Origin of the sequence: Westiellopsis prolifica IICB1, assembly GCF_004323185.1 — a bacterium.
Lineage (GTDB): Bacteria > Cyanobacteriota > Cyanobacteriia > Cyanobacteriales > Nostocaceae > Pelatocladus > Pelatocladus prolificus_A.
Genome location: NZ_NAPS01000001.1, coordinates 2,506,846 through 2,533,202, shown reverse-complemented (window position 1 = coordinate 2,533,202; position 26,357 = coordinate 2,506,846). Strand labels below are relative to the sequence as shown.

Genomic DNA, 26,357 nt, shown 5'->3' with positions numbered 1-26,357 from the left:
TCGTCGGTGCGTTAGGCGCTTTTATCATGTTTTTTCGTGAAAAATTGAGATTAAAAAATGCGCCTAACACACCCTAATTGACTGATAACTGATTTTCTTGGGGGAATTGTGTTAGCAGGATTTTTAGATGCCATATTTAATGGTATTAGTATCGGTGCTGTATTGTTGATTGCAGCGTTAGGTCTAGCCATTGTTTTTGGATTGATGGGTGTGATTAATATGGCCCATGGCGAGTTGATGATGTTGGGAGCATACACAACATTTGTTGTGCAGAATGTTAGTAAGCAATTTGGTGGAGTTTGGTTTGAGAGTTATATATTTTTTGCTCTGATTTTTGCTTTTTTATTAACAGCAATTGTGGGATTAGTTTTAGAACGAGGTGTGGTGCGTTATCTCTACAAACGTCCTTTAGAAACTTTGTTGGCAACTTGGGGTGTGAGTTTGATTTTACAGCAGTTTGTCCGCAGTGTGAATTGGGTTTTGGTAATTGCGATCGCACTATTTTGTATCTTATTCTTTGGTGGTTTATGGGTTTTGAATTCCCGAACAACTTTAGGACGGGTGCGGAATTGGATTGTGACAGTGATCTTATTACTTTCTTTGGGGGTGACAATCGCTGTCAGCAATTTTTTAAGTGCTACTTATAAATTAGCAGTGACTCAACCTTGGTTTGGCGCTCAAAATGTGGATGTGACTGCACCGAGTTGGTTACGAGGGGGTATGTCTTTGGGTGGTGTGCAGTTACCTTTTGCTCGGTTATTTATTATTGGTTTGACGATTATTTGTGTGGTGGCGATTTACCTATTTTTGCAACGCTCAAATTGGGGATTAAGAATTCGCGCTGTTACACAAAATCGCAGTATGAGTGCTTGTTTGGGTATCCCGACACAAAAAGTTGATGCGATGACTTTTGCGCTGGGTTCGGGATTGGCTGGTGTGGCTGGATGTGCGATTAGTTTACTCGGTTCTGTGGGGCCAAATACAGGACAAAATTATATTATCGATACTTTTATGGTTGTGGTTGTGGGTGGTGTGGGGAACCTCATCGGTAGTATTGTGGCAGCGTTGGCGATTGGAACGGTGAATTTTTTGATTGGTTCTGGGACTTTGGCTTTGTTGTTGAGTTCTGTTCAGCCTTTAGCCGATTTCTTTACGTTTTTTGCGACGACGAGTATGGCGAGGGTGATGGTGTTTGCGTTGATTATTTTGTTTTTACAGTGGAAGCCTGCTGGTATTTTTCCACAGAAGGGGCGTAGTGTTGATGTTTAAATTAAAAATTTAGATATTAGACCTCTTGCATGAATTTTTACCCTCTCCCTAAATCCCTCTCACAAACATGGGAGAGGGACTTTGAAATTGACTCCCCTTCTGGTCAAAATTGGGAGAAAGGGCTGGGGGATGAGGGCAAGAGATCTATTGTTAGCCAAACAACAGCTTCTGTCTGATTTAGACGATTAAACACTATGAGCAAACAATATAAAATCTATCTTGATGCTTGTTGTTTGAATCGTCCGTTTGATGACCAGACACAATCCCGTATTTATTTAGAAACACAGGCAGTTATGACAATTCTTTTTCAATGTCAATCAGGGACTTGGAAACTTATTAACAGCAGTGCTTTAATCGCTGAATTAAACCAAACACCTGATTTATCAAGACTAGAAAATGTCAAAAAATTACTTGGTATTGCTAAAATTAAAGTTATTAATAGTGCCTTTATTGAAAACAGAGCCACCGAACTCCAACAATTAGGATATTCCAGCTATGATGCCACCCACATCGCCAGTGCTGAAAGAAGTCAGGCTGATGTATTTCTCACTACAGATGACAGACTCTTCAAAAAAGCTCAAAAAAACTTTCAATTAATTAACGTTAAAGTTAATCATCCAGTTAAATGGCTGGCTGAAGTAATACAAGTCGAGGAAAGCAATGATGAAAACCCAACATGAAATTATTAAACAGGGCTATGATGCCTTAATTAATTCTTTAGGAGTTGCCGATACTATTCGGTTTATTCAATATTTTAGTCCCGGTAAAGGAGACTATACTAAAGAACGTCATCAATGGCTAGATAAAAAAACTTTGGTTGATGTGTTGGAAGAGATGAAAGGTTTACCTTATGAAGACACCAATCAATATGATGAAATTATTGAGTAGTGATTTAGAGAATATTTGAATTGAGATTGAATTTTCGTGAGAATTTATGAATGAAATCTTGTTTTGTGTTTGATATTTTTTCGTGAACATTAAAATTGCATTTCTCCTCTTATTTCTTGGCGTTACTAAAAGTTAGTGCAAGATATGAGCGTTCAAGGGGCGCGATTAACGCTCCCGCAAACTATGAAACAAGCACATTTTTATGAATTTCTCAAAGCTTTGCTATATAACGGTTATAAAATGTGCAAGTTAAGAGCTAAGTCTCGTTATGAAAAGAAATAGAAGAAGATTAATTTTAATTGAAGTGGGGGTGGTGGCGGCGATCGCACTCATCCTAATTTTGATTATGCCTGTTGTTTTGTCTAGTTTTCGCCTGAGTTTGTTGGGACGATTTTTATCGCTGGCGATTGTGGCTTTAGGTATAGATTTAATTTGGGGTTATACCGGATTGTTGAGTTTGGGACATGGGATTTTCTTTGGTTTGGGTGGATATGCGATCGCTATGTACCTGAAATTGCAAGTTCCCCAAGATGAGTTACCTGATTTTATGGGATTGTATGGGGTGACGGAATTACCTTGGTTTTGGCAACCTTTTTATTCGTTTCCTTTTGCAACTGTTGCTGTGGTAGTGATTCCGGGAATCTTAGCAGGGTTGTTAGGATATTTGGTGTTTCGTAATCGTTTGAAAGGTGTATATTTTTCGATTTTGACGCAAGCGGCGACAATTGTTTTTTTCAATTTCTTTAATGGTCAACAAAAACTTTTTAATGGTACAAATGGGCTGATAGATTTTACAACTTTATTTGGGGCGACAGTTAGCGATTCCAAAACGCAATTGATTTTCTATATTCTCACGGTATTGTTTCTTGTTGCTACCTACGCTCTTTGTCGCTGGTTAACAAGTGGACGTTTCGGTAGATTGCTCATCGCAATTCGTGATGATGAAAGTCGAGTACGTTTTTCGGGTTACAATCCTACAGAATTCAAAGTATTGGTTTTTGCTGTTTCAGGAGCAATAGCGGGAATCGCCGGAGCATTTTACACTCTGCAAAGTGGTTCTGTATCACCGAGAGCTATGGATATTGCTTTCTCAATTGAAATGGTAATTTGGGTTGCGGTGGGGGGACGCGCCACATTAGTAGGAGCAATTTTAGGTACTTTACTTGTTAATTATGCTCGTGTGTTTCTGAGCGAACAATTTTCTGAAATCTGGCTATTTTTCCAAGGCGCACTATTTTTAATAGTCGTAACAGTCCTACCAGATGGAATAGTTGGATGGTTACGTGAGCAAAAAATTTCTTTTTTACAACGTCCTTCGCAAATTGCTACTTATCCCAGTTTAGAACAAGACCCCGAAGTGCAGCATGAACGTCAAAATCTTGGAAACTGAAAACCTCAGTGTTACTTTTGATGGTTTTCAGGCATTAAATCAGTTGAACTTTACCATGGATGCGGGAGAATTACGAGTAGTAATAGGTCCTAACGGTGCTGGAAAAACAACTTTTCTCGATGTAATCACAGGTAAAGTCCAACCAACAAAAGGACGAGTATTATTTAAAGGTAAAAATCTCCGTTTTCTCAAAGAACACCAAATAGCACGTTTAGGAATTGGTCGCAAATTCCAAACTCCTCGCATCTACCTAAATTTAACACCTCGTGAAAATCTGGAACTGACTAGTAATCGCAACAAGAATGTTTTCTCTACTTTATTCGGACGTTCCAGTAATCCTGAAAAAAATAGCATCAAAGAATTATTAGAAACTATAGGTTTAAGAAATAAATCAGACATCCCAGCCGGTTTACTTTCTCACGGCGAAAAACAACGTTTAGAAATCGGGATGCTAGTCGCCCAATCTCCTGATTTATTACTCGTTGATGAACCTGTAGCTGGCTTAACTGATGAAGAAACTTATAATGTCGGAGAATTACTTTTAGCATTAGCACAGAGTCATTCAATTTTAGTAATTGAACACGACATGGAATTTGTGCGCCAAATAGCCAGAAAAGTCACAGTTCTCCATCAAGGTTCAGTATTGTGTGAAGGTAATATCGAAGAAGTGCAAAACGATCCGCGCGTAATTGAAGTTTATTTGGGTAATAGTCATTAATTGTAGAGACGCGATTCATCGCGTCTGTACAAAAAACCCGATTCATCGCGTCTGTACAAAAAACCCAATTCATCGCGTCTGTACAAAAAATTAATCATTGGTCATTTATAAAAATAATGTTGCAAATATCTAATCTCGATGTTTACTACGGCGAAAGTCACATTCTGCGGAATGTAGATTTGAATGTACCAGATGGACAAATGGTTTGTCTCATCGGACGCAATGGTGTAGGAAAAACAACTCTCCTCAAAACAATTATGGGTTTACTCAAACCCCGTAGCGGTACAATTACCTTGGCTGAGACAATTATAAATTCCAAATCTCCCGACCAAAGGGCAAAAATGGGTATTGGTTATGTACCCCAAGGACGGGAAATCATACCACGTTTAACAGTGAAAGAAAATCTTTTATTAGGTTTAGAAGCTAGAAGAAAGCCAACAAAAAATCAAGAAATTCCCGAAGAAATTTTGACGCTATTTCCAGTTCTGAAAACTATGCTTTCCCGTATGGGTGGAGATTTAAGTGGTGGACAACAACAACAATTAGCGATCGCTCGTGCTTTAATGGGACAACCCCAATTACTTTTACTAGATGAACCCACAGAAGGAATTCAACCTTCAATTATTCTCGAAATTGAAGCAGCAGTCCGTCGTATCGTCGCTACCACAGGTATTTCTGTTCTATTAGTCGAACAACACCTACACTTTGTCCGTCAAGCCGATTATTATTACGCTATGCAAAAAGGCGGTATTGTCGCTTCTGGTTCTACTCATGAACTGAGTCAAGAAGTAATTCAAAGATTTTTAGCTGTCTGAACTTCAGGACTGTATTTAGATTTAGTATCCTCGTCATTTGTAGAAGTGAATTTTCCTTCACGCCAAGTATCACCAACACTTTTGATAAAACTTGCCAAAGGAATCGCAACCAAAAGCCCTAATAATCCCCCTAATTTTGCCCCAATTAATAAAGAGATGACTACCCAAACTGGGTTTAAACCAGTTAAATTACTCAAAATGCGAGGAGCAACAAAATTGTAGTTAAATTGGTCAATTGCTACTGCTACAGTTAAAGCTTCTACCCCTAACCAAAAATTACTTAATGCTACTAAAGAACTTACGATAGTAATACCTATACCTGTGCCAAAAGGAAACAAAGCAAAAAAACCAATTACTAATCCAAAAAGTAAACTCAAAGGAACCCGTAAAGCTAAAAAAGCAAGGGTAATTCCTGATGCTAAGATAGTCGCTAACGTGACTTGTCCAATAAAATAATTTTGAAAGTCTTCTCGTAATGACTGACGCACTTGTAAGCCAATATGAGATGGAAACCACAAAAATATCCCATCCCAAAGACGTTCGCCATTTAAAACTAAATATAAAGTCAATACCACTGTTAATAAAACATTAACTAAGCTACCAATAGTATCTAAAGCAAAGCTCAAGATTTTACCTGTAAAAATTTGAATTTGGTTAGAGATTCTATCGAGAAGTTGGGGAATTAATCCACTTAAATTAAAAGGCAACTGTTCTGTTGTTGCCCAATTTTGCAAAGCTTGTATTTGTTGTCTTCCAGAATCTATCCATGTGGGTAAGATATTGGCTAATTCGTTGAGTTGTTGTATAATTAGTGGTACTAAAGTAATACCTAAACCTACCAATATTAGTACAGCCAAAAGAAGTACCCCCGATATGGCAAGATTACGTTTTACACCTCGCTCTTGCACAAATCGAATCGGATAATCCAAAATAAAAGCCAATAAAATAGCCGCAACAACAATACTGACTAAAGGTTGAAAATAATTAATTACCTGAAGCAATACCCAACCATTTAAAATGAGCAAAGGAAATGCTAAAGCTAAAGTTAACCATCTGGGAAGCTGATTTACAGATTGCATATTAACCACTAACCACTAACTATTCTATTTCCCATAAAATCTAACAAAATTCGTTGATGCACTGGTCCAAGAGGCCGGATTTCCCCTGCAATTTGGGAATAACATTGTCCCTGGTGAATGTCTTCTGGTGTGACTAAACCCATATCCCAACCTTCGTAGAGAACAAGTTGGTTTAATTCCACCAACAACGGTGCTTGAAAGACGTGACGCACCACAGAATCATCCGCATAGCAGCCAAACTCAGACACCATTGGTGGTAGATTATAGCCAATTTCCTCTAAAACTTCTCGCTTGACAGCTATATCTGGCGTTTCTCCAGGCTCAATATGTCCACCAAATAATCCCCAATAACCAGGGTAGAGAATATTGGGAATATTATCGCGCAGTTGCATCAGAAATTTGTCTTCTTGGTAGAGAATAGCGATCGCTACATGCACCAATTGCTTACTCATAAATTTTTGTTCGGGAGAGTGTGTCGTTATTATTATTACTTCTCTTCTATATACACTTCACCATATTCTTTACCCGCAATGGGAATACTGCGGTAGCGAATTTGACCTTTAATTACGACTTGATCTCCAACTTGCAAATTTGTTTGATTGGTAATCGCCCAAATTTTACCAGTCTCGTCCTTTACCAGATAGGCTTGTTTTTTTAACAGGGGAGCAGTTTTTTCAACCTTGCCTTGGATGTATACTGTTGTATTACTATCTGGTTGCGATCGCAGTTCTCGAATCGGAGTCACATTTGCACCGAGCGCATTGATACCAGAAAAACTGAAATTACCACAACTTATTAATCCTGCCATGAGAAAGTAAGTCAATCCCAAATGGAAAACTGTCAAAGGAAGGTAATAAGATTTTGGATTTTGGATTACCCTGCGGGAAACCGCAGAAGCGTCTATGGATTTTGAATTGGGATTAGATTTTGGATTGGGAATCGCCTTGTAGATATGAGTTCTGTCAATCCATCTGTCACATTCTTTTTTCAAATTGGTGTAAAATTCTTGTGCCTGTAGCATAAAAGATACCCTGGGAGAGAATTTTGGCATCAATAGTTGGTTCGTCGCTATTTAAAATAAATCAGTTCCCACTAAGTCTATGTTCTCGCCACCAAAAAGACACTCTCAATTCAAGCAATCAATCTGAGAAAATAGGTAAAGGGTAATTGGTAATTGGTCATCTGATGGAAACAAACACAGCAAAACTGCTTGATGGTAAAGCCCTAGCAACAAAAATTCAGCAAGAATTATCTGCTACTATTACCAGATTACAACCCCAAATGGGACGACCGCCCGGTTTAGCAGTGCTAATGGTAGGCGATAATCCAGCCTCAGCTGCTTATGTGCGCGGTAAAGAAAAAGCTTGTGCGAAAATTGGTATGGCTTCTTTTGGTAAGCATTTTCCCACACAAACTACTCAAGCTGAACTTAAAGAAGTCATTCACAACCTGAATCAAGATGAACGAGTAGATGGTATTCTCGTACAGCTGCCCCTACCCAGTCATCTAGATGCGATTTCTTTATTACACCAAATAGACCCCAACAAAGACGCTGATGGATTACACCCAGTAAATATGGGAAAATTACTGCGGGGTGAACCTGGTTTACGCAGTTGTACACCAGCAGGAGTTATGCGCCTGTTGCAGGAATATGAAATTTCCTTGCGCTCTCAACAAGCGGTAGTTGTAGGGCGTAGTATTTTGGTGGGTAAACCATTGGCATTGATGCTCTTAGAGGCTGATGCGACGGTGACAATTGCCCATTCGCGATCGCACGATCTCGCAGCCATAACTAAAAACGCTGATATTTTAATTGCAGCTGTTGGCCGTCCAGAACTGATTACGGCTCAGATGGTTAAACCAGGCGCGGTTGTGGTAGATGTGGGGATAAATCGTGTCACCGATCCCAATGGTAATAGTCGTCTAGTCGGCGATGTCCACTTTGAAGCAGTTGCAAATGTGGTAGAGTTCCTCACCCCAGTTCCTGGAGGTGTTGGCCCTATGACTGTCGCCATGTTATTGCAAAATACCGTCGATAGCTATAGCCAACGCTTAAAAATTAAAGAGTAAAGAGAAAGAGTGATTATTGCTCATAGTCATTTGTCCTACCCTACTGGTAGACACGGAATTGCTACTTGCAGAAGTCGCTAACGCGCCTACCGTAGGTAGTCGCTTGCGCGTCTATGTCATTTGTGAAAAACTATTGACCATTGACCATCGACTATTGACTATTGATTGATGACTCTTTCCCTTAAAATTGTTACTTAAATAACAGAAATTTAAGGAAATTAAGGATGGTAACAACGGATAACCTGAAATTAACTCCAGAAAAAGCCCATTTTGACCTCATTACCTATTTAAAAGAAAAACAAAAGCTATGTGAAATAGCTTTGGAACAGGCTATTACCGTCAGTTATCCCGAAAAGATTTATGAAGCAATGCGCTACTCTCTGTTAGCTGGAGGTAAGCGCCTGCGTCCGATTATTTGCCTTGCAACCTGTGAAATGACTGGTGGAAACATCGCCATGGCCATGCCAACTGCGTGTGCGTTGGAGATGATTCATACCATGTCTTTGATTCACGATGATTTACCAGCCATGGATAATGATGATTATCGTCGTGGGAAACCCACAAACCATAAGGTATACGGCGAAGATATTGCAGTTTTGGCTGGAGACGGCTTATTAGCTTATTCTTTTGAATATGTAGCAATAAATACCAAAAATGTGCCAGCAGAGCGAGTATTACGAGTAATTGGTGTTCTGGGGCGTGCAGTTGGAGCTACTGGTTTGGTGGGTGGTCAGGTACTTGATCTAGAATCAGAAGGAAAATCGGATATTTCTCCCGAAACACTCAATTTTATTCATAGCCACAAAACAGGAGCGCTTTTAGAAGCAAGTGTAGTTTGTGGTGGAATTTTGGCAGGAACATCGGAAGACAATGTACAAAGACTCTCTCGATATGCCAAAAATATTGGACTAGCTTTTCAGATTATTGACGACATCTTAGATATCACCTCTACAGCAGAACAGCTAGGAAAAAGTGTAGGTAAAGATGAAAAAGCCAAGAAAGTAACTTATCCAAGCCTCTGGGGAATTGAAAAATCTCAAAAACAAGCTCAACAGCTCATTGAATCTGCTTGTGCAGAATTAGAACCGTTTGGGAAAGCAGCAGAACCATTAGTGGCACTAGCTCACTTTATCACCAGTCGCAGTCACTAGTACTTCGCCACAGCAACAATGCTTGGTAAACCATTTTTTAGACTCATCTTCTTTTCCTCTTCCTTCGCGTTCTACTCTACCTTGAAGCCTATGAGCGAGTCTAATGCATCTACCCTCCGGGAAAGACTTTGTTGAACGCGGTAGCCTGCGGCAAGCTGCTGTCGCGTCTACATTCCCTTACCCAGCATACTTTGTGTGGCGGACCACTAGGCAGTTATCAGTTACTGGTTATTGGTTGACCGTGCCAATTTTAGATTTTGGATGCGTGGATTTTAGATTATTTTTTAGGGAACAGCCCCGCCATGATTAAGGCGGAACAAATCTAAAATCGTCAATTTAAAATCTGCCCTGCACCCAAGGAATGGTCGGGGTCAATCTAAAATCGCAAATCTAAAATCCAAAATCGATTGACTCACACACAACTGCTGCTCATCGTTATTAACCTGACCAAAATACCATGCAGGATATAGGCAATATTTTAGACAACCGGGTGCTGGTGGTTGCTCTATTCGCTTGTTTGATGGCTCAAGCTTTGAAGCTCATCATTGAACTAATCAAAAATCGGAAATTAAATGTGAGTGTTTTAGTCACAACCGGAGGTATGCCCAGCGCTCATTCAGCTTTAGTTACGGCTTTAGCAGTTGGTGTCGGGCAAACTCATGGCTGGGCTTCTGCTGAATTTGCCCTCGCCACAGTTTTTGCGATTATTGTCATGTACGATGCAGCTGGAGTCCGTCAAGCAGCTGGCAAACAAGCTCGCATTCTCAATCAAATGATTGACGAATTGTTTCACGAACACCCAGAATTTACAGGCGATCGCCTCAAAGAATTGCTAGGACACACACCATTTCAGGTGATAGCTGGCTCGGCATTAGGTATCACCATCTCTTGTTTGGCTAGTTATGCCTATAATTAATAATTTTTTGTTGGTTATACCAATTCTTCGTGAAGCTGCATAGAATTTTACCCTTCCCCAACCCTCCCCTTCCCAAGGGGAGGGTGCGCCTTAGCGCGGGTGGGGTCTTTGTATGCGTCTTCATATTAAATTGGTATTAGGGGTTAGTAGTTAGTGGTTAGTGGTTGTTGACCAATAACCAATAACCAACTTAATTTTGTGGTATCCTCACTGCCGATCGCAACAGCGTTACCTTACTACTATCGACAATAATTGCAAAAAAACCTCGTTCTGAAAGCTTCTTAAATATACTGTCTGCGTCTTTTTGATTAGTTGTATAAGTCGCTAGCAAGTAATGACGTTGAGCGTAAGCTGCAAAACCAACATCACCACCCACTGCTTGTTTAACTTGATTTGCCAGTTCTGGACGGTTGAAATAATCTACTAAAACAGCAAAACCATTTCCCAAACGTTGAGGTTGAAAGCTTGGTGTTTGAGTCGGTGCTACTGCTACCTGTGCTGGTCGAGTCGTAATAATAGCCGACAAACCCGCAATGCTATTGACATATCTAGCCCAACGATTCGCATCATCAATTTTAGTAAATCCACCGATTCTAGTAACTGTATCGTTGAGATATTTACAGGTTGTACTCTTAAGTTCAGGCGGCAAGGCGCGACGCAATTGATTTCGACTATCTGTAGTTGGACTGATCACCAATAACACATATTCACCTGGTTTGGGAGATTGACAAACGGGAACATTTTTTTCTTGAGCAAAACCAGTATTCATCGCAGCGATCAAGGAACCAAAAGAAGCAACAGAGGCGATCGCTATTGTGAAACTACCTACTAAAATATTTGCTAAATTATAAAATTTATACATAAATATAGGGGATCGGGGATCGGGGATCGGGGATCGGGGATCGGGGATTGGGGATCGGGGACAAGGAAGTGTGGGAAGTGTGGGAAGTGTGGGGAGACAAGGGAGAGAATAATACCCAATATCCAATGCCCAATGCCCAATGCCCCATGCTCCATGCCCCATGCCCCATGCCCCATGCCCAATTACGACACAGTAGCAAGAGATGCCAGAGGATCAGCGATACTTTCACAAGGGGCTTGAAATTCGCCTGTGATTACGTATTCTAATCGCAGTTTCAGCCAAGTAATAAATTGGTGATTAGTAGAAATAATTGCTACTGCTGGTTGTGGGCATTTTGCCTTAACTTGTGCCATTTGGGGTGCTTCCAAAAAAGCAGGTTGCTTCACTACCCAAAAATCTATTTCCTTTTCTTGTTCGTGATAGTGACGAGTACGTTCTCGCAACACTTCTTCCATTGGTTCTTCTTCTAACAAAAAGCGTTGACTTGCCAAAACGTAATAGTATGTTTTCATTTTGTTTCTTTGCTAAATAAATTAAAGTCCGGACATAGTATTATCTACTATGTCCTTGACAAATTATCTCAGCTTTAATCTTTTTAACCACGATCCAAAAGGACAAGCATTGGCTGGTTGTTGATCATTAGCCTGTTTGTTACCACTTGTGAGCTTGTTTAAAAATTCGCTATTGTCAAAATAATGCTCAACAGCAAGAATTTTCAAGTCATCTGTAACACGAGCCACACTCATCCCAACTATCTCCACCGTCTGTCCTGTGGGTGCATAGTCTTTATATGGCCCATTAAATGTTCCCCAATGTCGCCACTTAAATGTAACGTTGGGTGGACCGGAATAAACCTCCAGTACTTCCCACAAAAATCCTTTGGGAAACGCAGTCCGGAAAAGTTTACCTGAAGATTCAAAGGTTTCCTCAGAAGCTTTATAATTTTCTACATCACCAATAAATACATTGTAAGTTCCAGAAGCATATACATCTTCAGCAGTGTAGAGCGAACCGCCGTTACTACTCATACGAAACTTATCTTGTACAACTGACAACCACTGTTGGGGATTGCTTTTAAAAGATACTTCCATCTCAAAGGTTCTCACCAAATTTTGGACGATCGCTTCTAGAGAACCTTCTAAATGACAACATTTACTCTCCTCAGCAAGACCAGCTTTTGATTCGGAATAATCAGGAGGAACACCGTAACGCCATTGAGCATCTTTGCTTTGTGCAATTACTTCATCCCGGTCTTGTACCCAAAGTGGTAAGTCTTGAGATTGTTGTGCGCTCATAGAATTTTTGGTTTCAGATTTAACTTGTAGTGTCCGTAATTACCAATAAATTTCTAGATTTCGCAGAGATTTGATTTCTAGGGATTGGGAATCGGGGATCGGGGATTCTCCAGAGGAGACGCTACGCGTAGACGCGTAAGCGGCTTCTCTCAGAGTACGGGGATCGGGGATCGGGGATCGGGTACGGGGATCGGGGATCGGGGATCGGGAATTGGGGATTGGGGATCGGGATTGGTGTTTATTTTCCCCTTGTCCCCCTTGTCCCCCTTGTCCCCCTTGTCCCCCTTGTTCCCCTTATCCCCCTTGTCCCCGATCCCTCTAAAATTGCCCGCGCATAGCTGATTTCATCTCCTGGACTGCTCTTTCCATGCCTACTAACACAGCCCGACTGATGATGGTATGACCGATGTTAAGTTCTTCCATACCGGGAAGACAAGCAACGGGGTAGACGTTCCAGTAGGTGAGTCCATGACCGGCGTTGATTCGCAATCCGGCTTTCATCGCTTGCTCGCACCCGGCTGCTAACATCTCTAATTCCTGCTTGCGACTTTTTTCGTCTTTAGCTTCAGCATATCGTCCAGTGTGCAGTTCAATGAATTTTGCCTGCACCTTGACAGAAGCGTTTATTTGTGCAGGTTCGGCATCGATAAACAAACTTACCGGAATACCAGCACTTTGTAGTTTATCAACAACCTCTCCAATTCTAGCAATTTGACCCGCGATATCTAATCCCCCTTCTGTGGTCACTTCCTCCCGTCGTTCAGGGACTAAAGTCACATAGTCTGGTTTAATATCGAGAGCGATCGCTACCATTTCATCTGTAGCAGCCATTTCCAAATTAAAATGTGTTCTGACTGTCTGTCGCAATAAGCGCACATCCCGTTCTTGGATATGTCGCCTATCTTCTCGCAGATGAGCCGTAATCCCATCTGCACCACCTAATTCTGCTAATATCGCCCCTGCGATGGGGTCTGGTTCCACCGTCCGTCGCGCTTGCCGGATGGTAGCGATATGATCAATGTTTACGCCGAGTGTAGGCAACCCTAGTCTCTCCCTATGCACAGTTCACAGGATTTGATTGTAGCGGAATACTCCTGGTAAAGCGATCGCATTAAACTATTAGCCGCTGAACTGTAGTTTAGGGCGAGCAAAATTCACAAAAATCTTACTATTGCTGGAGTTTTTTTAGTTTGTTTAATATTTCTTGGTAAGACTTGTTCTTTCCTTGTTTTTGATAAAGGTTAGCAGCTTTCTGATAATCCTCAATAGTTTCCTGCTTGCTTCCTAACTTCGAGTAAGCATAACCTCGCCATCTATAATGACTAGGTTCATCAGGTTCGAGCCGAATCGCTTGAGTGAAATCCTCAACTGCTTCGTGGTAATATCCAAGATCAGAATACGCATATCCCCTTTGTTTATAAGTACAAGCACAGTTTGGACTTATGGGATTAATACGAATTGCTTCAGTATAATCAGCGATCGCCGCCTTCTTATCCCCAAGGTCAGAATAAGCATTACCTCTTTTGTAGTAAGCATCTGCGTATTTTGGATTAATATTGATAGCCGCAGTAAAATCTGCAACTGCTTCCTTATACTGTTTATTATTAGACTTTTCTCGTCCCATGTTGTAAAAATCCTGGGCGATCAATTGCGCTGTAGGATACATAGTGGAATTAACAGTGGTTGTAGATGATTTTGCTGGACTAGGTTGTGAAGGAACTGAAGGATGATTGAGCTTCCCTAAAAAAGGTGAAGCCAGAACGATAGCAAGAAGAGTTGTTCCCATAAAAAATATGGGTTTTCTTAGAATTGGGATAAAATTAGAATAGATGCGAGGTTCATTAACTGTTGGCTTATCAACCTCAGATAAATTAATATTCTTTTTAATCACAGAATTATTTTTGATCACAGGAATAGAATCACCGGATACCCCTGCAAGCTGAATGGCATTACGAGCAATATTAAAAGCAAAATCAACAGCTGTTCCAGAATCATATTGCGGATCATAAGCTGCTAGCGCGTCATAAAATCCCACAGCAAATTCAACTGCTGCTTTATCCCCAATGGGAGCATTCATCCCAATTACATAATTTACATGTTTAGCGATCGCCTCAGCTTGGTTTTCTGAATAGCAAGCATTAAGTAGTACACATTCCACTTGTTTACTACACTGTCCAAATAGTCCAGCCAGTGCTTCTCCTGTCACTAGTTGTGTTTGGCCAGTTTCATTTTCAAATGCTAATCCCACCTCTTTCAAACCATGTCCAGAAAAATGGATGATATGAGGTCGAAAATCTAAAATGGCTCGGCGAATATCTCGTGGACGAACTGCCCACTCTTGTTGCAAAATAAATTTGTCACGTTTGTGCGATCGCTGTAATCCTTCCTTAATATCGCGCACTTCCTCATCCAAACGTAGGCGTGATGTTTGTTTCGGGTTCGCTGCTAGAACTAAGATCCTTTTAACCAGAGTGTTGGTACTCATTTTCTGGTTCGTGCATTGTTAGTGGGTGGAATTACGCACTAACTACAAGTAATTTATCAATTTTTCCGGAATTTATCCTGTAGGCAAGTGAATTGATAGTGCGATCATAAATAACAAAAAACTTTTTAGCTTCAAAATTGATAAAAAGGGCTTTAGCCCTTACTACAAAAAACTTAATTTTCTTTTTTTGCTGGGGATGAATTATCCGATATACTATCACCAGCAGGCAAACCTCGAATCCGATTCATTTGTATCAGAGCATACCGGGCTGTTGCTTGGACTTCGGGATCACAATCTTGCACTGCGTGACATAAAATTTGACTAATTTGAGCCATCATGTCATAAACACGAGTGAGATCACGAATCGCGTTTTGTCGTACTTGGGGGCTTTGATCTTGTAGAGAGATCGCCAAAGCGTTATTCATCGGTTTCAGTGTGCTGACACCAATTTCTGCTAAAGCAGCCAAAATGAGACTGCGCTGTTGTGAATCTACATCAATCATCAAATCTACTAACGGTTGAATCGCCCGCGAGTCTCCTTGTTGACCTAAACTCCAAATCGCTTTGCGTCGCTTGATGGGATCAGGACTGCTTAAATCTTGAATTAATTCTTCAACAATATTTACTCTAGTTAGGTGAGAAGTACTTTCTGTTGGCGATGGTAGTAGTAATTTTGGCGATTGTGACGTGGTAGAAACTTGGAGAGTGGTATTTAATTCTTCTGAAGATAGTGTCTGTTGCGCTAAATCTGTCTGAGTCGAGCTTTCCAAAAAGAGTATATCATTTTTACTGGGTGTAACTTTTTTGCTCCTACCCAAAAATTTGATTAAAAATAATAATGCGCCAGTACTTCCTAAAATAGCGATCGCCACTATTAACCACCAAAAAAAATCCCGCTCTTTTGGTTGCTTGTTCTTTGTGCTAGATTCTGAGTTGAGACTGACAAAAATATTTTGCTCCCAAGTTGTGGTCAAATCTGACATTTTGAGGGATGGGGAAGTAGGGAAGTGCTTCCTGGTCAAAATAGCAGGAGCAGGATTTTTGAATACAGTCTCCCCATCACAAGACACCCCATCTGTGCATCTATCAAGGTTTTGTGTTGCGATGCTTGGGGAAGCATAAGCCAAACTCAGGTAAGTAAAACAGATAGTCAGCGTAATTGAATAACGGCATAGCCTCATATACTAAGTTTCAGTCAGAATGTACGTGGAATTCATCGATACCACGATAACTTCAGACAGAACTAAATGTTAACTGTTACCAATAAATTTAATTTTGCCCAACTGCTTATCCTTTTGCTTGTCGTTCCAGAAATTGACGTACCCCTTCGCTCATTTGCAATAAATTTGGTTCAATTTTTTTACCGAGAAAGTCTTCAACTATATCTGCAACTTTGCTAGCAATGAACCAAGGTACACCTTTGATTTGCTTAGAGTCAATCGTGAGTTCACCACGACTTTTAATAATTGTGCTATCACCATCTGCGAGAAAGCGATTCTTTCCTGCACAGTGGACAGCTTCGGTATAGACATGAGTTTTAATCTGCCACTCTACTAAAAACTCAGCTTCGTTCCAAGTATTGTATTCTGTCCAAGAGAGCATATCTTCACTGAGTATAGCCCTTGCTGCAAGTGGAATTTCTCCTCCTCCATGCCATTCGTTGATACTATAGACTCGTCTATCCTCCTCACGGCGGGATTTCACCTCAATTTGACGTATATTTGGCATGTAGGGAATCAGTTGAACTAGCTTATCTCGGTAGGTAGCATAAACTAGGGAACGAGGGAAAGAAATCCGCGTATCAGCAGAGATCAGCATTGTGCAATTTCTTTGAGATTTGAGATTTTTGATTTAACCAGAACTTTTATCTTACAAGTTTCCAGAAGTTAGCGATATGTCCAGAGAATCAACCTAATAACTCTTGTCGTAAGCGAGTCAGTCGTTCTGAGTAATTTCTGATCACTTCGATCGCAAATACTGGGGTTTCCTGAACAGCGAACAGAAACCTTGCTTGGTCTAAACAAGCTAGTTTACACTCTGTTTTGGCGATCGCTGTGTAAGTTCTATTTTTGATACCAATCAGCACTCCTGTACCAAACACATTTCCTGCTTCTATAGTCTCTACGATCCGACCGTTGACTCTTAGCTCAACTTCTCCTTGTACCACACCATACATGCAATCTCCTAATTGTCCTTCCTCGAAGATTACTTGACCAGGTGAAAAGATTACCGGACCAGGTTGTTTTTGAAAAATAGTAATAGTTTGTATAGGTTCTAACATAGCTTCTTCACCCCAATTCAAAACAAATTGAAATTATATAGCATTCCTAAATCATTCACTCCAGACAATATCCCCGACTTCTTAAAGAAGTTGGGGATCTAAGCTTTGCGATTTTCACAAATCATATAGGATTGCTATAGTGTGCTTTATTTTATAGATTTTATGAGCTAAATCTCACACTCTAATAATAAGTTTGATACATTGTCTGCTATGAAGTCGGTAGACATTCACAAACAAAAATGCTACACATTAAAACCATCTCAGGGATGATTTTTTCTCTCTGTTTGAAGTGGTGATGCTTTATATTTAGTAATTTTCACGCTGATATCTGATTGATAAAAATTAAATCATATGACTTTATTTTCTATTGAACATTTGCGGGTCGCCTATCCTCACCGTAGTCATGAAAATACTCAGTGGGCTGTTGATGATGTATCTTTCAGCCTGCAACCAGGTGAAAAAATGGGATTGGTAGGAGAGTCTGGGTGTGGTAAATCAACTTTGGGAAGGGCTGCAATGCGGTTGTTACCACAATCTACTCAGATTGAGGGACAGGTGAAATTTCAGGAAAAACCAGTGTTTGATTTAACACCACTACAAATGCGGAAATTTCGGGGTGAGGCGGTAGCGTTAATCTTTCAAGACCCAATGACGCGCCTTGACCCATTGATGACCATTGGTAATCATTGTATAGAAACATTAAAGGCACACTCACCCCAATTATCAGCAAAAGCAGCGAAAGAAAAAGCGATCGCCACTTTAGAAAAAGTCAATATACCTGCTACTCGCTGGAATCAGTATCCCCATGAGTTTAGCGGTGGAATGCGACAACGGGTAGCAATAGCTTTAGCTTTATTGTTACAACCAAAGCTAATAGTTGCCGATGAACCCACCACCAGCTTAGATGTCACAGTCTCAGCCCAAATTTTGCAGGAACTAACTCGACTGTGTGCAGAAGAAAACATGGCACTACTCTTAATTTCCCATGATTTAGCAATGGTGGCAGAGTATTGCGATCGCATTGGCGTTATGTATCACGGCAAAATGGTAGAAATGGGTACCACAGAATCAGTATTTCAGCAGCCGGAACACGAATATACGCGATCGCTCCTCCAGGCGGCTTTGCATATTCAAAGTGTAGAAGATAATGAGTTAGGACAAGGGGGAATTTCTCTTTTGTCTTTTCCCGATCCCCAATCCCCGATCCCTGATCCCCGATCCCCGATATTGCGTGTCCAAGACCTCAAACAGCATTACACCATCGAGCCTAATTTTGTTGAGCGCATATTTAAAGGGCAAGGTCAAACTATCAAAGCTGTTGATGGCATTAATTTAGAATTATATCCAGGGGAAATTTTAGGATTAGTTGGGGAGTCTGGTTGTGGCAAAAGTACCTTATCGCGGACAATCTTGCAACTAGTTCGTCCCAGTGCTGGGAAAGTCGAGTTTCTGGGTAAAGACATCACTAACTTATCTCGACAGGAAATCCGCCAGCAACGACGACAAATGCAAATGGTATTTCAAGACCCCCATGCTTGTCTCAACCCAGCGATGACTGTAGGACAAAGTATCGCTGATCCACTATTAATTCATCAGATTGCAACTCCTGAAGAAGCAAAACAGCAGGTTTTGGGAATGTTGGAAAAAGTTGGGTTACAACCGCCAGAGGTTTTTTATCAGCGTTATCCTTCAGATTTATCAGGAGGACAGCAGCAACGAGTCGCAATTGCTCGTGCTTTGATTACTCATCCGAAACTTTTGATTTGTGATGAACCCGTGAGCATGTTAGATGCTAGCGTACAGTCGCAAGTATTGGATTTGATGCTGGAGTTGAAAGAAGAATTTGATTTAACGTATTTGTTTATTACTCATGATTTGTGGTTAGCAAGATTTTTGTGCGATCGCATTGCTGTCATGAACGGTGGCAAAATAGTTGAAATCGGCCCCACCAAAGAAATTTTTGCCAACCCCCAACATCCCTATACACAAACTCTCCTTGCTGCTGCGCCTTTATTAGCAAGAGCTTGAAGACGTAAGAAAATTCAATATGTATGAAGAAATATAAATTGGCTATAGTAGCGTGGCAAGGCTAAAATGTTGCATTAGATTTTTAGTTTTTTCAGTGCTAAAGCGCCTACTATAAACTTTTTCTATTGCACTATTTTAAGCTTGCCACGCCACTACATCTAAATTTCTTAACATAGCTAGAAATATTAGCGCCGAGTTACTTACCTGAATTAACTATTAACTGAACACTCAAACAAATGTAAACCCAAATGTTGGGAAAGCTCCTCACACACCTTTACTCCCCGGACGCTGTTACCACGTGCATCTAAACGGGGTGAAAATACTGCAATTCCCATCTTGTTGGGTACTATGGCGATAATTCCACCAGAGATCCCACTTTTAGCAGGAATACCAACTTTGTATGCCCACTCTCCAGCAAAGTTATACATTCCACAGGTGTACATCACACTGAGAATGTCTTTGATATAACAGTTATCAACAGCTTGTTGCTTTGTCATTGGGTTGATACCTTTATTTGCCAGTGTCGCCGCCATCACCGCTAAATCATGGCAATTCACCATCACAGCACACTGTTGAAAGTATAAATCCAATGCTTCATCAATGGGTTTGTCAATCATGCCAAAGTTGAGCATGAGGTACGCCATCGCTCGATTACGGTTTCCGGTGGTACGTTCTGAGGTAAACGCTGAGATATCAACGAAGACATCACGCCCGATGTACTTTTGGAACATCTCTAACATCCGGTTTAAACGCTCGGTTGGACCCGACCCTTTGATCAAACTAGTCGTGGCGATCGCTCCAGCATTGACCATTGGATTATAAGGTCGCTTGGATTGTTCGTCTAGCACAATGGCGTTGAATGCGTCTCCTGTCGGTTCCACACCTACCCTGGTCAAGATGTAATCTCGCCCGTGATCTTCAAGGGCGAGTCCGTATGCAAATACCTTCGATATGGATTGAATCGTAAATAGTTGCTGATAATTCCCTACTTCGTAAACTTCACCGTTTACACTGACGATACTGATAGCGAACAAATCTGGGTCTACCTTAGCCAGTTCTGGAATGTATTTGGCGACTACACCATCCTGCAATGGTTTGTATTTGGAATACAAACCATCAATGAAAGTTTGTAGTGATGATGAATTTTTTGCTAAATCTTCTTGGTTTGTCATGAAGCTGAGTGCAAAAGTCTGAAGAAGGAAAAATACAGAGTTTAAAAAATCACGCTTTCTCAACTACCCAAAGTCAAATATTGTGTCTGGTTGCCGTGGTTACAAATGATTTGCATAGCACCAGTGATTCTGGTTAATTTTTTAGATAATCATTTTTTATTTTCTTGTAAAAAATCTTTCTTGTAAGTAGATTTTGTTTTTTAGTCTCTCGTTTCAGACCTATGTAAATTATCTTACTATAGATTTGCTGTGCTTGATTCATTCAGTGTATCTAAACACTTGTTACAACAAGAACATTTATAAAAAGATAATCACTATCAAAATAAATGCTATGCTAATTCCATATTTTAATTGTATCATCAGCAATTCCCTCGTTGCTGTCTATGATGAACTATTGGTAATCACTACTGAAAAAATGTTATAAACATAACTTAAGATGATCATTAATTTTAAATTTTAAATCTTAAGTATAATTACTTATTATAAGTAAATTCATGGAAAAATAGAGTTTTTCAAAAACTCAATAACATTAATGAGCTTTTTAGGCAATACCATATGCAATTTGAACGATTTAAATACCAAATAGTGTTAAGTTTTCCTAATAAAATTTCTAAACAATAAAAAAACTTTTACATCACCAAAATCCTCTTTTTAGAAAGGTTTTGAGCTTTAGATACCAATTTAATTTCGATAAAGTTACCAAGACTTGCGATTAAACCCTGATCCCCAAGATCAGAAGTTCATGTTAATCTGTTGCAGTTAATAGCAAAAAGTGAAAGCGGAACGAGTTCGGTTGTTGGATCAAGTTATTCTCAATTGAATGCTTAACCTACGAACTATCAAAGCTCCGTTCTACAGTCGCTTTAATATTCGGACGCATGAATCAAAAACATTTGTGGACTGTTGTCACTGTGTGTAGCACAGTATTGGGAATGCCCTTAGTTGGACGTACTGAGACAGCTAAGAAAATCGCTCCAACCTCACCACTGACGCCTTCTGGTGATGTGGAAAAAGTAGGAGAATACCAATCCCCAACAGCAAATCCTGCTTCAGATGCTGCGATCGCTAAGATTCACACACACCAAGCAGCAGGTCGCTCAGTGGCAACGCTCTATATTCGCGATATTCCCGTGATCAGCTTTCTAGGACAGAAGTCAGTTGTCAGTGAAGAAACAAAAGTTGGTGAAATCGCTAACGTCAACGGGGTATCTCAAGCTCTTGATACCAGCAGTCCTACTCAAATAGCAGCAACCAACGGGACAGGTACAAGTTTGGCAACTCAGACTAGCTCGACAAAAGATGACCCGATCCAGAGGGCAAGTGTAGTAGCAACAAAAATCAACCAGCTAGTCCTAGATAAAGTAGACGCCAGCAAAATAATTGTAAGTTGGAAAGCATCAGAAGCATCTACAAATTCCAATCAACACCAAAACAAAGGCCTGAGTGGTCAACAAAAAGCTGGCGATCGCTTCGTCATTAAAGCCAATAACCAAGAACTGGTAGAGATCGATCAAAACACCAAACTCGCGGATACAACCAACGATCCCGCTCAAGATGCATTACAAATAACCAACCGCTTACGCAGACTCATAGGTAATGCATCACCTTTAGGTCAGATCGCTAACTTACCTAAGCGTTCACCAGTATCACTACCAACCAAACTACCACATCAGATTGCCGTCAAAGTCCAAGATACTTTCAAAGGTGTAGCTTCCTACTACGGCTATGATTTTTCTGGTAATAAAACCGCTACTGGTGAGAGGTTCAATCCAAATGGAATGACAGCAGCTCACCGCAGCTTACCTTTTGGTACAAGAGTGCGTGTGACCAATACCCGCAATGGTCGGTCTGTAGTTGTGCGAATCAACGACAGAGGCCCATATATTCGTGGTCGGGTTATTGACCTCTCTCTAGGTGCAGCGCGGATTTTAGGTATGATGAGCAGCGGTATCGCACCTGTGCGAATTGAAATTCTGGGAAGGTAGTTTTTTGGTGTTAGTTGTTGTTTGTTGTTTGTCGTTTGTTGGTGGCAGGTTCCAAACAACAAACAACTACCAACCACTAACGAACAAACACCATTTCCTTTGTTCCCCTAGACTAGCCTTTTGCCTCCCAAATCGGATATAAACTAACGGGGGAAAGCTAGATCAAGACTAGGGGTATTTTTGTGCGCCTGTTGACAACTACTGTGGCTTTACGCTGCTATTTAGATCAACGCCGTTCGGAAAACCAGCTTACAGAGCAGGAACGGCCATCAGAATTTGAGGTGACTGGCAGACCTTTGACGGCTGTTGGTTTAGTCCCCACTATGGGAGCCTTACACCAAGGTCATTTAAGTTTAATTCAACGGGCGCGGCAAGAAAATGCTACGGTCATTGTCAGTATTTTCGTCAATCCTCTACAATTTGGTCCCAATGAGGATTTTCACCGCTATCCCCGTACCTTAAACCAAGACCTGCAACTGTGCGAACAAGCAGGGGTAGATGTAGTTTTTGCGCCGACTCCGGAAGAAATGGGAGTTGACCTGAAAAATATACAAGAATCAAAGGTTACACAAGTGAACCCGCCATCTGGTATGATATCAGGCTTGTGTGGTGAAAATCGCCCAGGTCACTTTCAGGGTGTGGCAACGATTGTTACCAAACTGTTCAATTTGGTACAGCCTGACCGAGCTTATTTTGGTCAAAAAGATGGTCAACAGTTAGCTATTATCAAACAGCTAGTAGTTGATTTAAATTTTTTGGTCGAAATAGTTGCTTGTGCAACGGTGCGGGAAACATCTGGTTTAGCCATTAGTTCTCGCAACCAATATTTGACTAACACAGAAAAACAGCAAGCAGCTGTGTTGTACAGTGGGTTGCAAAAAGCCCAAGTAGCTTTTCGGGCTGGAGAACGCAATGCTAACAAGCTTATTGCAGTGGCGCTGCAAGAAATAGCAATGGTCAGTGCTGTATCTGTGGAATATATTGAATTGGTTGAACCGAATACTTTAATGTCAATAGAAAAAGTTCAGGAGGAAGGAATGCTCGCGATCGCCGCTCGTCTTGGTTCTACACGTTTGATTGATAACACGATTTTACGCGATCGCCAGCCAATCATTGCCATTGACGGGCCAGCTGGAGCTGGCAAATCTACCGTTGCACGTCAGGTAGCAGCCAAACTAGGTCTAGTATATTTGGATACGGGAGCCATGTACCGTGCCATTACCTGGCTAGTACTACATGAAAAAATTGCCCTAAATGATGAGTGTGCGATCGCAGAATTAGCCAACAGATGTGTGATAGAACTGTCTCCAGGAGAGGATTTACAATCTCCAGTGCTAGTGTGGATTAACCATCATGATGTCACCCAAGCAATTCGTTCAACTGAAGTGACATCTAATGTTTCTGCGATCGCTGCACAAAGTGCTGTGCGTCAAGCATTAGTTAAACAACAACAAAGGTGGGGTAAAAAAGGTGGTTTAGTTGCAGAAGGACGGGATATCGGTTCCCACGTTTTCCCCGATGCTGAAGTGAAAATCTTTTTAACCGCTTCTGTACAAGAACGCGCCCGTCGCCGTCTACAGGACTTTAAAAAACAAGATCAGCCGGAAATATCTTTAGAACAACTACAAAAAGATATTGCTGAACGCGACTGGAAAGATAGCACTCGCAAAGTTTCTCCCTTGAAGAAAGCGCCAGACGCTATTGAAGTGATCACAGATGGTTTGTCAGTAACCGAAGTTACAGAAAAAATTGTGGACTATTACCAGCAACGCCTATCTCAGTTTTAAGGGTCATTGGTCAAGTGTCAATTGTCCAGAGTTAATAGTTTTTCACTCTTGACCATTGACCATTGACCATTGATTATTGACCATTGACTATTGACCATTAACTATTGACCATTGACCGAAGAAAGGCACTTATGCTGAGGGCAGAAGGCAGAAGGTTTAAGAAAAAATTTATACCAAAAAATTCAGTCCTCTTCATTCTGCCATTTGGTTTCAAGCCCCCGAATTTATTCGTGGAAAAGATAATARGATTTGTATCAAGATGCGTAGCACAAGATACAAGGCGTCCTTGTTAGAAACCCCTAAATTTATTTATGGGGTTCCCTTCAGCATAAGTGCCTTCTTCCTTCTGCCTTCTCATACTTGACCCTTGACACTTGACTCCACAAAGCAGAAGTTAATTTACATTAAGTCAAAGAATCTTAGGAGAAAGTCGCTATCCTAGAGTAAGAGCAGGACGATACTTTAACAAATGACCTTTAAAAACTTTCAGTTAAGTCTGTATCAACTACGCCCCTGGCTCACCTTCATAGTAATTGCTTGGTTGCTAGGATCATTGGGCTTAGGCTGGTTGGTAAATTCATTGCTAATTATCGTTGGGCTACTTTTGCTCACACCTATTCTGGCATTTTTTGGATTTCGTTGGTGGTTGCAACGTAACCTAGTTACTGATCAATGTCCCGTTTGTAGATACGAATTTACGGGTTTGAATCAAACTCAGTTACAGTGTCCTAATTGTGGAGAACTGTTGTTAGTACAACAAGGCCATTTTCAGCGGACTACACCCGACGGTACGATCGAAGTGACAGCTGTTGAAGTACCAGCACAATCACTTGAAGATTAGTCATGGGTCATTACTCATGGGTCATTGAGCAAGCAGAAAAATCTGTGGAGCCAATTCCAAAATCCATAGACGCGTAAGCGACTTCTCGTAGAGTAATCCAAAATCCAAAATCGAATGACCAATGACTAATGACTAATGACTAATTCGGAAAAAGCTTGTGTGTGTTTATGTACTATATCTATTACCTTGTCAGATGATATAGGTTTGGCGAGTAAATCTGTAGCTCCTGCTATTTTAGCTCTAACTTGCTCTAAAGAACTATCAATGTCTCTTAAAATTACTATGGGCGTATTAGCAAATAGGGAAATGCACCTAAGTTGAGCGCATATTTCGTAATCACTGCTAACTGGTAGTCCTAAATTCAAAAAGATTAGGTTTGGTCTATGCTCAATTAGAATAGATATTGCATGAACACTATCTTGAATATTAATAAATCTAAAACCATTAGAAATGAGAAGCTCTTCTAGCGTTTGACTAACTGAAAGATTGTTATTTACACAAGCAATGAGTGGATTATAGGAAGTTATGCTTTTTTTAACTTCAATAATTCGTAATGGTAAGTCATTAATTTCTATTAATTCAATAATTCCTTTGGATATATAAGGAAGCAAAGAATTGGTAACTGAAAGTACGCTTTGCTTCATTTTTACGGCTAAATCCCATAGGGTGTATTTGCCGTTAATTAAAATCACAAAATTATTGTAGACTGCTGAACTTACCTGTTTCTGGAGTTCTTTTGGTTGTCGCAATTTTGGTGCTAAATTAGGTGAAATATTCTTCAAACCACTTGCTAACCAATCTTCCCAAGACTCTTGCATGAGCTTTAAAGACATATCTACATCGGTGATGTTGACTGGTGCTTCTAAGATGACTTCTTGATTGCGATCGCAAGTTATAGAATAAAAATTCGCTTGTTGAATAATATCAAATAATAACTCTGAAGTAGTATTTTCTATAACAGCCCTCATTTGTTCAGGCTTAATTCTCTGTTGATTATATAAAGATATTAGTAAACAATAGTCCCAGTAATCAAGAGATAATTCTTGAGATTGCAAATGTATTTTATCAATATCAATACTAGGGCAGTATTCAGAAATTTGCCGCCTCAACCTTCGGAAAGAATGAATGCCTCCTGTTGCCCAAATTATTTTACCATCGTGGTAATAGAAAATCCATTTTTGTCCATTAATACTTTTAATATTTAATTTGCCACTATATTTTAATTGGGTACAATTCTTAAATTCATTAATTAATTTATTTGCCACCACCATTTGCGGATGGTTCATATTTTCTCCTTCTATTAATATATTGTTATCCAATGCGCT

26 protein-coding genes are annotated in these 26,357 nt (G+C 40.4%); 13 read left to right on the top strand and 13 right to left on the bottom strand.

The window, feature by feature from the left end; all coding sequences use genetic code 11:
* Positions 1-108 precede the first annotated feature (108 nt).
* The 6 genes from B4U84_RS10625 to urtE all read left to right on the top strand — a co-directional run bounded on the left by B4U84_RS10625 (position 109) and on the right by urtE (position 5,080).
* The gene (locus B4U84_RS10625) at positions 109-1,269 is read left to right on the top strand and encodes an ABC transporter permease subunit (RefSeq protein WP_131117676.1); all 1,161 of its coding nucleotides are present in this window, start codon (positions 109-111) and stop codon (positions 1,267-1,269) included.
* Between the two features lie 194 nt (positions 1,270-1,463).
* On the top strand, positions 1,464-1,949 hold the full coding sequence (locus tag B4U84_RS10620) for a PIN domain-containing protein (RefSeq protein ID WP_131117673.1): 486 nt from the start codon (positions 1,464-1,466) through the stop codon (positions 1,947-1,949).
* Positions 1,933-2,157: a hypothetical protein gene (locus B4U84_RS10615; RefSeq protein WP_131118868.1), complete on the top strand. Its 225-nt coding sequence runs from the start codon at positions 1,933-1,935 to the stop codon at positions 2,155-2,157. Before B4U84_RS10620 ends, B4U84_RS10615 begins: the two co-directional genes overlap by 17 nt.
* Positions 2,158-2,425: 268 nt before the next feature.
* Positions 2,426-3,547: an urea ABC transporter permease subunit UrtC gene (urtC, locus tag B4U84_RS10610; protein ID WP_131117670.1), complete on the top strand. Its 1,122-nt coding sequence runs from the start codon at positions 2,426-2,428 to the stop codon at positions 3,545-3,547.
* Positions 3,522-4,265 carry an urea ABC transporter ATP-binding protein UrtD gene (gene urtD, locus B4U84_RS10605; protein WP_131117667.1) on the top strand — a complete coding sequence of 248 codons (744 nt, stop codon included), beginning with the start codon at positions 3,522-3,524 and terminating at the stop codon, positions 4,263-4,265. Before urtC ends, urtD begins: the two co-directional genes overlap by 26 nt.
* A gap of 116 nt (positions 4,266-4,381) precedes the next feature.
* The gene (gene urtE / locus B4U84_RS10600) at positions 4,382-5,080 is read left to right on the top strand and encodes an urea ABC transporter ATP-binding subunit UrtE (RefSeq protein WP_017313369.1); all 699 of its coding nucleotides are present in this window, start codon (positions 4,382-4,384) and stop codon (positions 5,078-5,080) included.
* On the opposite strand, the gene B4U84_RS10595 is transcribed toward urtE, so the two are convergent.
* From B4U84_RS10595 to B4U84_RS10585, 3 genes are read right to left on the bottom strand one after another with little or no spacing between them, the layout of a single operon-like run.
* Complete coding sequence (locus tag B4U84_RS10595) at positions 5,059-6,159, bottom strand: AI-2E family transporter (RefSeq protein WP_131117663.1); 1,101 nt, start codon at positions 6,157-6,159, stop codon at positions 5,059-5,061. The two genes, urtE and B4U84_RS10595, sit on opposite strands and share 22 nt — an antisense overlap.
* An 8-nt stretch (positions 6,160-6,167) precedes the next feature.
* Positions 6,168-6,611, bottom strand: a complete 444-nt coding sequence (locus B4U84_RS10590; RefSeq protein ID WP_017313371.1) for an NUDIX hydrolase — start codon at positions 6,609-6,611, stop codon at positions 6,168-6,170.
* A gap of 35 nt (positions 6,612-6,646) precedes the next feature.
* Entirely contained in the window at positions 6,647-7,180 is a 534-nt protein-coding gene (locus tag B4U84_RS10585; protein ID WP_017313372.1) for a hypothetical protein, read from the bottom strand.
* Between the two features lie 164 nt (positions 7,181-7,344).
* Between B4U84_RS10585 and folD the strand changes: the two genes are divergently transcribed.
* From folD to B4U84_RS10570, 3 genes are all read left to right on the top strand, one after another.
* Complete coding sequence (gene folD / locus B4U84_RS10580; RefSeq protein WP_131117659.1) at positions 7,345-8,229, top strand: bifunctional methylenetetrahydrofolate dehydrogenase/methenyltetrahydrofolate cyclohydrolase FolD; 885 nt, start codon at positions 7,345-7,347, stop codon at positions 8,227-8,229.
* 224 nt (positions 8,230-8,453) lie between these two features.
* Positions 8,454-9,380, top strand: coding sequence for a geranylgeranyl diphosphate synthase CrtE (gene crtE / locus B4U84_RS10575; RefSeq protein WP_017313374.1), 927 nt, complete (start codon positions 8,454-8,456; stop codon positions 9,378-9,380).
* A 457-nt stretch (positions 9,381-9,837) separates the two neighbouring features.
* Positions 9,838-10,296 carry a divergent PAP2 family protein gene (locus tag B4U84_RS10570; RefSeq protein WP_017313375.1) on the top strand — a complete coding sequence of 153 codons (459 nt, stop codon included), beginning with the start codon at positions 9,838-9,840 and terminating at the stop codon, positions 10,294-10,296.
* Positions 10,297-10,486: 190 nt separating this feature from the next.
* Here B4U84_RS10570 and B4U84_RS10565 read toward each other — a convergent pair whose 3' ends face one another.
* The 8 genes from B4U84_RS10565 to B4U84_RS10520 all read right to left on the bottom strand — a co-directional run bounded on the left by B4U84_RS10565 (position 10,487) and on the right by B4U84_RS10520 (position 17,219).
* Entirely contained in the window at positions 10,487-11,158 is a 672-nt protein-coding gene (locus B4U84_RS10565) for a hypothetical protein (protein WP_026082162.1), read from the bottom strand.
* A gap of 182 nt (positions 11,159-11,340) precedes the next feature.
* Positions 11,341-11,670: an MgPME-cyclase complex family protein gene (locus B4U84_RS10555; protein WP_017313377.1), complete on the bottom strand. Its 330-nt coding sequence runs from the start codon at positions 11,668-11,670 to the stop codon at positions 11,341-11,343.
* A gap of 63 nt (positions 11,671-11,733) precedes the next feature.
* Positions 11,734-12,453 (bottom strand): ester cyclase, encoded by a 720-nt coding sequence (locus tag B4U84_RS10550; protein ID WP_017313378.1) that lies wholly within the window; start codon positions 12,451-12,453, stop codon positions 11,734-11,736.
* Positions 12,454-12,771: 318 nt separating this feature from the next.
* Complete coding sequence (locus B4U84_RS10540; protein WP_131117656.1) at positions 12,772-13,494, bottom strand: pyridoxine 5'-phosphate synthase; 723 nt, start codon at positions 13,492-13,494, stop codon at positions 12,772-12,774.
* 127 nt (positions 13,495-13,621) lie between these two features.
* Complete coding sequence (locus B4U84_RS10535) at positions 13,622-14,938, bottom strand: CHAT domain-containing tetratricopeptide repeat protein (RefSeq protein WP_131117651.1); 1,317 nt, start codon at positions 14,936-14,938, stop codon at positions 13,622-13,624.
* A 173-nt stretch (positions 14,939-15,111) separates the two neighbouring features.
* Positions 15,112-16,119 (bottom strand): HEAT repeat domain-containing protein, encoded by a 1,008-nt coding sequence (locus tag B4U84_RS10530; RefSeq protein ID WP_242677594.1) that lies wholly within the window; start codon positions 16,117-16,119, stop codon positions 15,112-15,114.
* 106 nt (positions 16,120-16,225) lie between these two features.
* Positions 16,226-16,756 carry a hypothetical protein gene (locus B4U84_RS10525; RefSeq protein WP_017313382.1) on the bottom strand — a complete coding sequence of 177 codons (531 nt, stop codon included), beginning with the start codon at positions 16,754-16,756 and terminating at the stop codon, positions 16,226-16,228.
* Between the two features lie 88 nt (positions 16,757-16,844).
* Positions 16,845-17,219, bottom strand: coding sequence for a cyclic nucleotide-binding domain-containing protein (locus tag B4U84_RS10520; protein WP_131117648.1), 375 nt, complete (start codon positions 17,217-17,219; stop codon positions 16,845-16,847).
* 351 nt (positions 17,220-17,570) lie between these two features.
* Here B4U84_RS10520 and B4U84_RS10515 point away from each other — a divergent pair, with 351 nt between their 5' ends.
* Complete coding sequence (locus B4U84_RS10515; RefSeq protein WP_131117645.1) at positions 17,571-19,247, top strand: dipeptide ABC transporter ATP-binding protein; 1,677 nt, start codon at positions 17,571-17,573, stop codon at positions 19,245-19,247.
* Between the two features lie 209 nt (positions 19,248-19,456).
* On the opposite strand, the gene glsA is transcribed toward B4U84_RS10515, so the two are convergent.
* On the bottom strand, positions 19,457-20,419 hold the full coding sequence (gene glsA, locus B4U84_RS10510) for a glutaminase A (protein ID WP_017313385.1): 963 nt from the start codon (positions 20,417-20,419) through the stop codon (positions 19,457-19,459).
* Positions 20,420-21,297: 878 nt separating this feature from the next.
* On the opposite strand from glsA, the gene B4U84_RS10505 reads away from it, so the two are divergent.
* From B4U84_RS10505 to B4U84_RS10495, 3 genes are all read left to right on the top strand, one after another.
* On the top strand, positions 21,298-22,404 hold the full coding sequence (locus tag B4U84_RS10505) for a septal ring lytic transglycosylase RlpA family protein (protein ID WP_207390918.1): 1,107 nt from the start codon (positions 21,298-21,300) through the stop codon (positions 22,402-22,404).
* 182 nt (positions 22,405-22,586) lie between these two features.
* Positions 22,587-24,191 carry a bifunctional pantoate--beta-alanine ligase/(d)CMP kinase gene (locus B4U84_RS10500; protein WP_131117639.1) on the top strand — a complete coding sequence of 535 codons (1,605 nt, stop codon included), beginning with the start codon at positions 22,587-22,589 and terminating at the stop codon, positions 24,189-24,191.
* Between the two features lie 469 nt (positions 24,192-24,660).
* Positions 24,661-25,032: a hypothetical protein gene (locus B4U84_RS10495; RefSeq protein ID WP_017313389.1), complete on the top strand. Its 372-nt coding sequence runs from the start codon at positions 24,661-24,663 to the stop codon at positions 25,030-25,032.
* 125 nt (positions 25,033-25,157) lie between these two features.
* Here B4U84_RS10495 and B4U84_RS10490 read toward each other — a convergent pair whose 3' ends face one another.
* Complete coding sequence (locus tag B4U84_RS10490) at positions 25,158-26,318, bottom strand: response regulator (RefSeq protein WP_017313390.1); 1,161 nt, start codon at positions 26,316-26,318, stop codon at positions 25,158-25,160.
* Between the last annotated feature and the right edge of the window lie 39 nt (positions 26,319-26,357).

Coding starts and splice junctions, on each gene's coding strand:
- B4U84_RS10620 (WP_131117673.1), top strand. CDS start 1,464: ATGAGCAAACAATATAAAATCTATCTTGATGCTTGTTGTTTGAATCGT.
- B4U84_RS10615 (WP_131118868.1), top strand. CDS start 1,933: ATGAAAACCCAACATGAAATTATTAAACAGGGCTATGATGCCTTAATT.
- urtC (WP_131117670.1), top strand. CDS start 2,426: ATGAAAAGAAATAGAAGAAGATTAATTTTAATTGAAGTGGGGGTGGTG.
- urtD (WP_131117667.1), top strand. CDS start 3,522: ATGAACGTCAAAATCTTGGAAACTGAAAACCTCAGTGTTACTTTTGAT.
- urtE (WP_017313369.1), top strand. CDS start 4,382: ATGTTGCAAATATCTAATCTCGATGTTTACTACGGCGAAAGTCACATT.
- B4U84_RS10595 (WP_131117663.1), bottom strand. CDS start 6,159: ATGCAATCTGTAAATCAGCTTCCCAGATGGTTAACTTTAGCTTTAGCA.
- B4U84_RS10590 (WP_017313371.1), bottom strand. CDS start 6,611: ATGAGTAAGCAATTGGTGCATGTAGCGATCGCTATTCTCTACCAAGAA.
- B4U84_RS10585 (WP_017313372.1), bottom strand. CDS start 7,180: ATGCTACAGGCACAAGAATTTTACACCAATTTGAAAAAAGAATGTGAC.
- folD (WP_131117659.1), top strand. CDS start 7,345: ATGGAAACAAACACAGCAAAACTGCTTGATGGTAAAGCCCTAGCAACA.
- crtE (WP_017313374.1), top strand. CDS start 8,454: ATGGTAACAACGGATAACCTGAAATTAACTCCAGAAAAAGCCCATTTT.
- B4U84_RS10570 (WP_017313375.1), top strand. CDS start 9,838: ATGCAGGATATAGGCAATATTTTAGACAACCGGGTGCTGGTGGTTGCT.
- B4U84_RS10565 (WP_026082162.1), bottom strand. CDS start 11,158: ATGTATAAATTTTATAATTTAGCAAATATTTTAGTAGGTAGTTTCACA.
- B4U84_RS10555 (WP_017313377.1), bottom strand. CDS start 11,670: ATGAAAACATACTATTACGTTTTGGCAAGTCAACGCTTTTTGTTAGAA.
- B4U84_RS10550 (WP_017313378.1), bottom strand. CDS start 12,453: ATGAGCGCACAACAATCTCAAGACTTACCACTTTGGGTACAAGACCGG.
- B4U84_RS10535 (WP_131117651.1), bottom strand. CDS start 14,938: ATGAGTACCAACACTCTGGTTAAAAGGATCTTAGTTCTAGCAGCGAAC.
- B4U84_RS10530 (WP_242677594.1), bottom strand. CDS start 16,119: ATGAGGCTATGCCGTTATTCAATTACGCTGACTATCTGTTTTACTTAC.
- B4U84_RS10525 (WP_017313382.1), bottom strand. CDS start 16,756: ATGCTGATCTCTGCTGATACGCGGATTTCTTTCCCTCGTTCCCTAGTT.
- B4U84_RS10520 (WP_131117648.1), bottom strand. CDS start 17,219: ATGTTAGAACCTATACAAACTATTACTATTTTTCAAAAACAACCTGGT.
- B4U84_RS10515 (WP_131117645.1), top strand. CDS start 17,571: ATGACTTTATTTTCTATTGAACATTTGCGGGTCGCCTATCCTCACCGT.
- glsA (WP_017313385.1), bottom strand. CDS start 20,419: ATGACAAACCAAGAAGATTTAGCAAAAAATTCATCATCACTACAAACT.
- B4U84_RS10505 (WP_207390918.1), top strand. CDS start 21,298: ATGAATCAAAAACATTTGTGGACTGTTGTCACTGTGTGTAGCACAGTA.
- B4U84_RS10495 (WP_017313389.1), top strand. CDS start 24,661: ATGACCTTTAAAAACTTTCAGTTAAGTCTGTATCAACTACGCCCCTGG.
- B4U84_RS10490 (WP_017313390.1), bottom strand. CDS start 26,318: ATGAACCATCCGCAAATGGTGGTGGCAAATAAATTAATTAATGAATTT.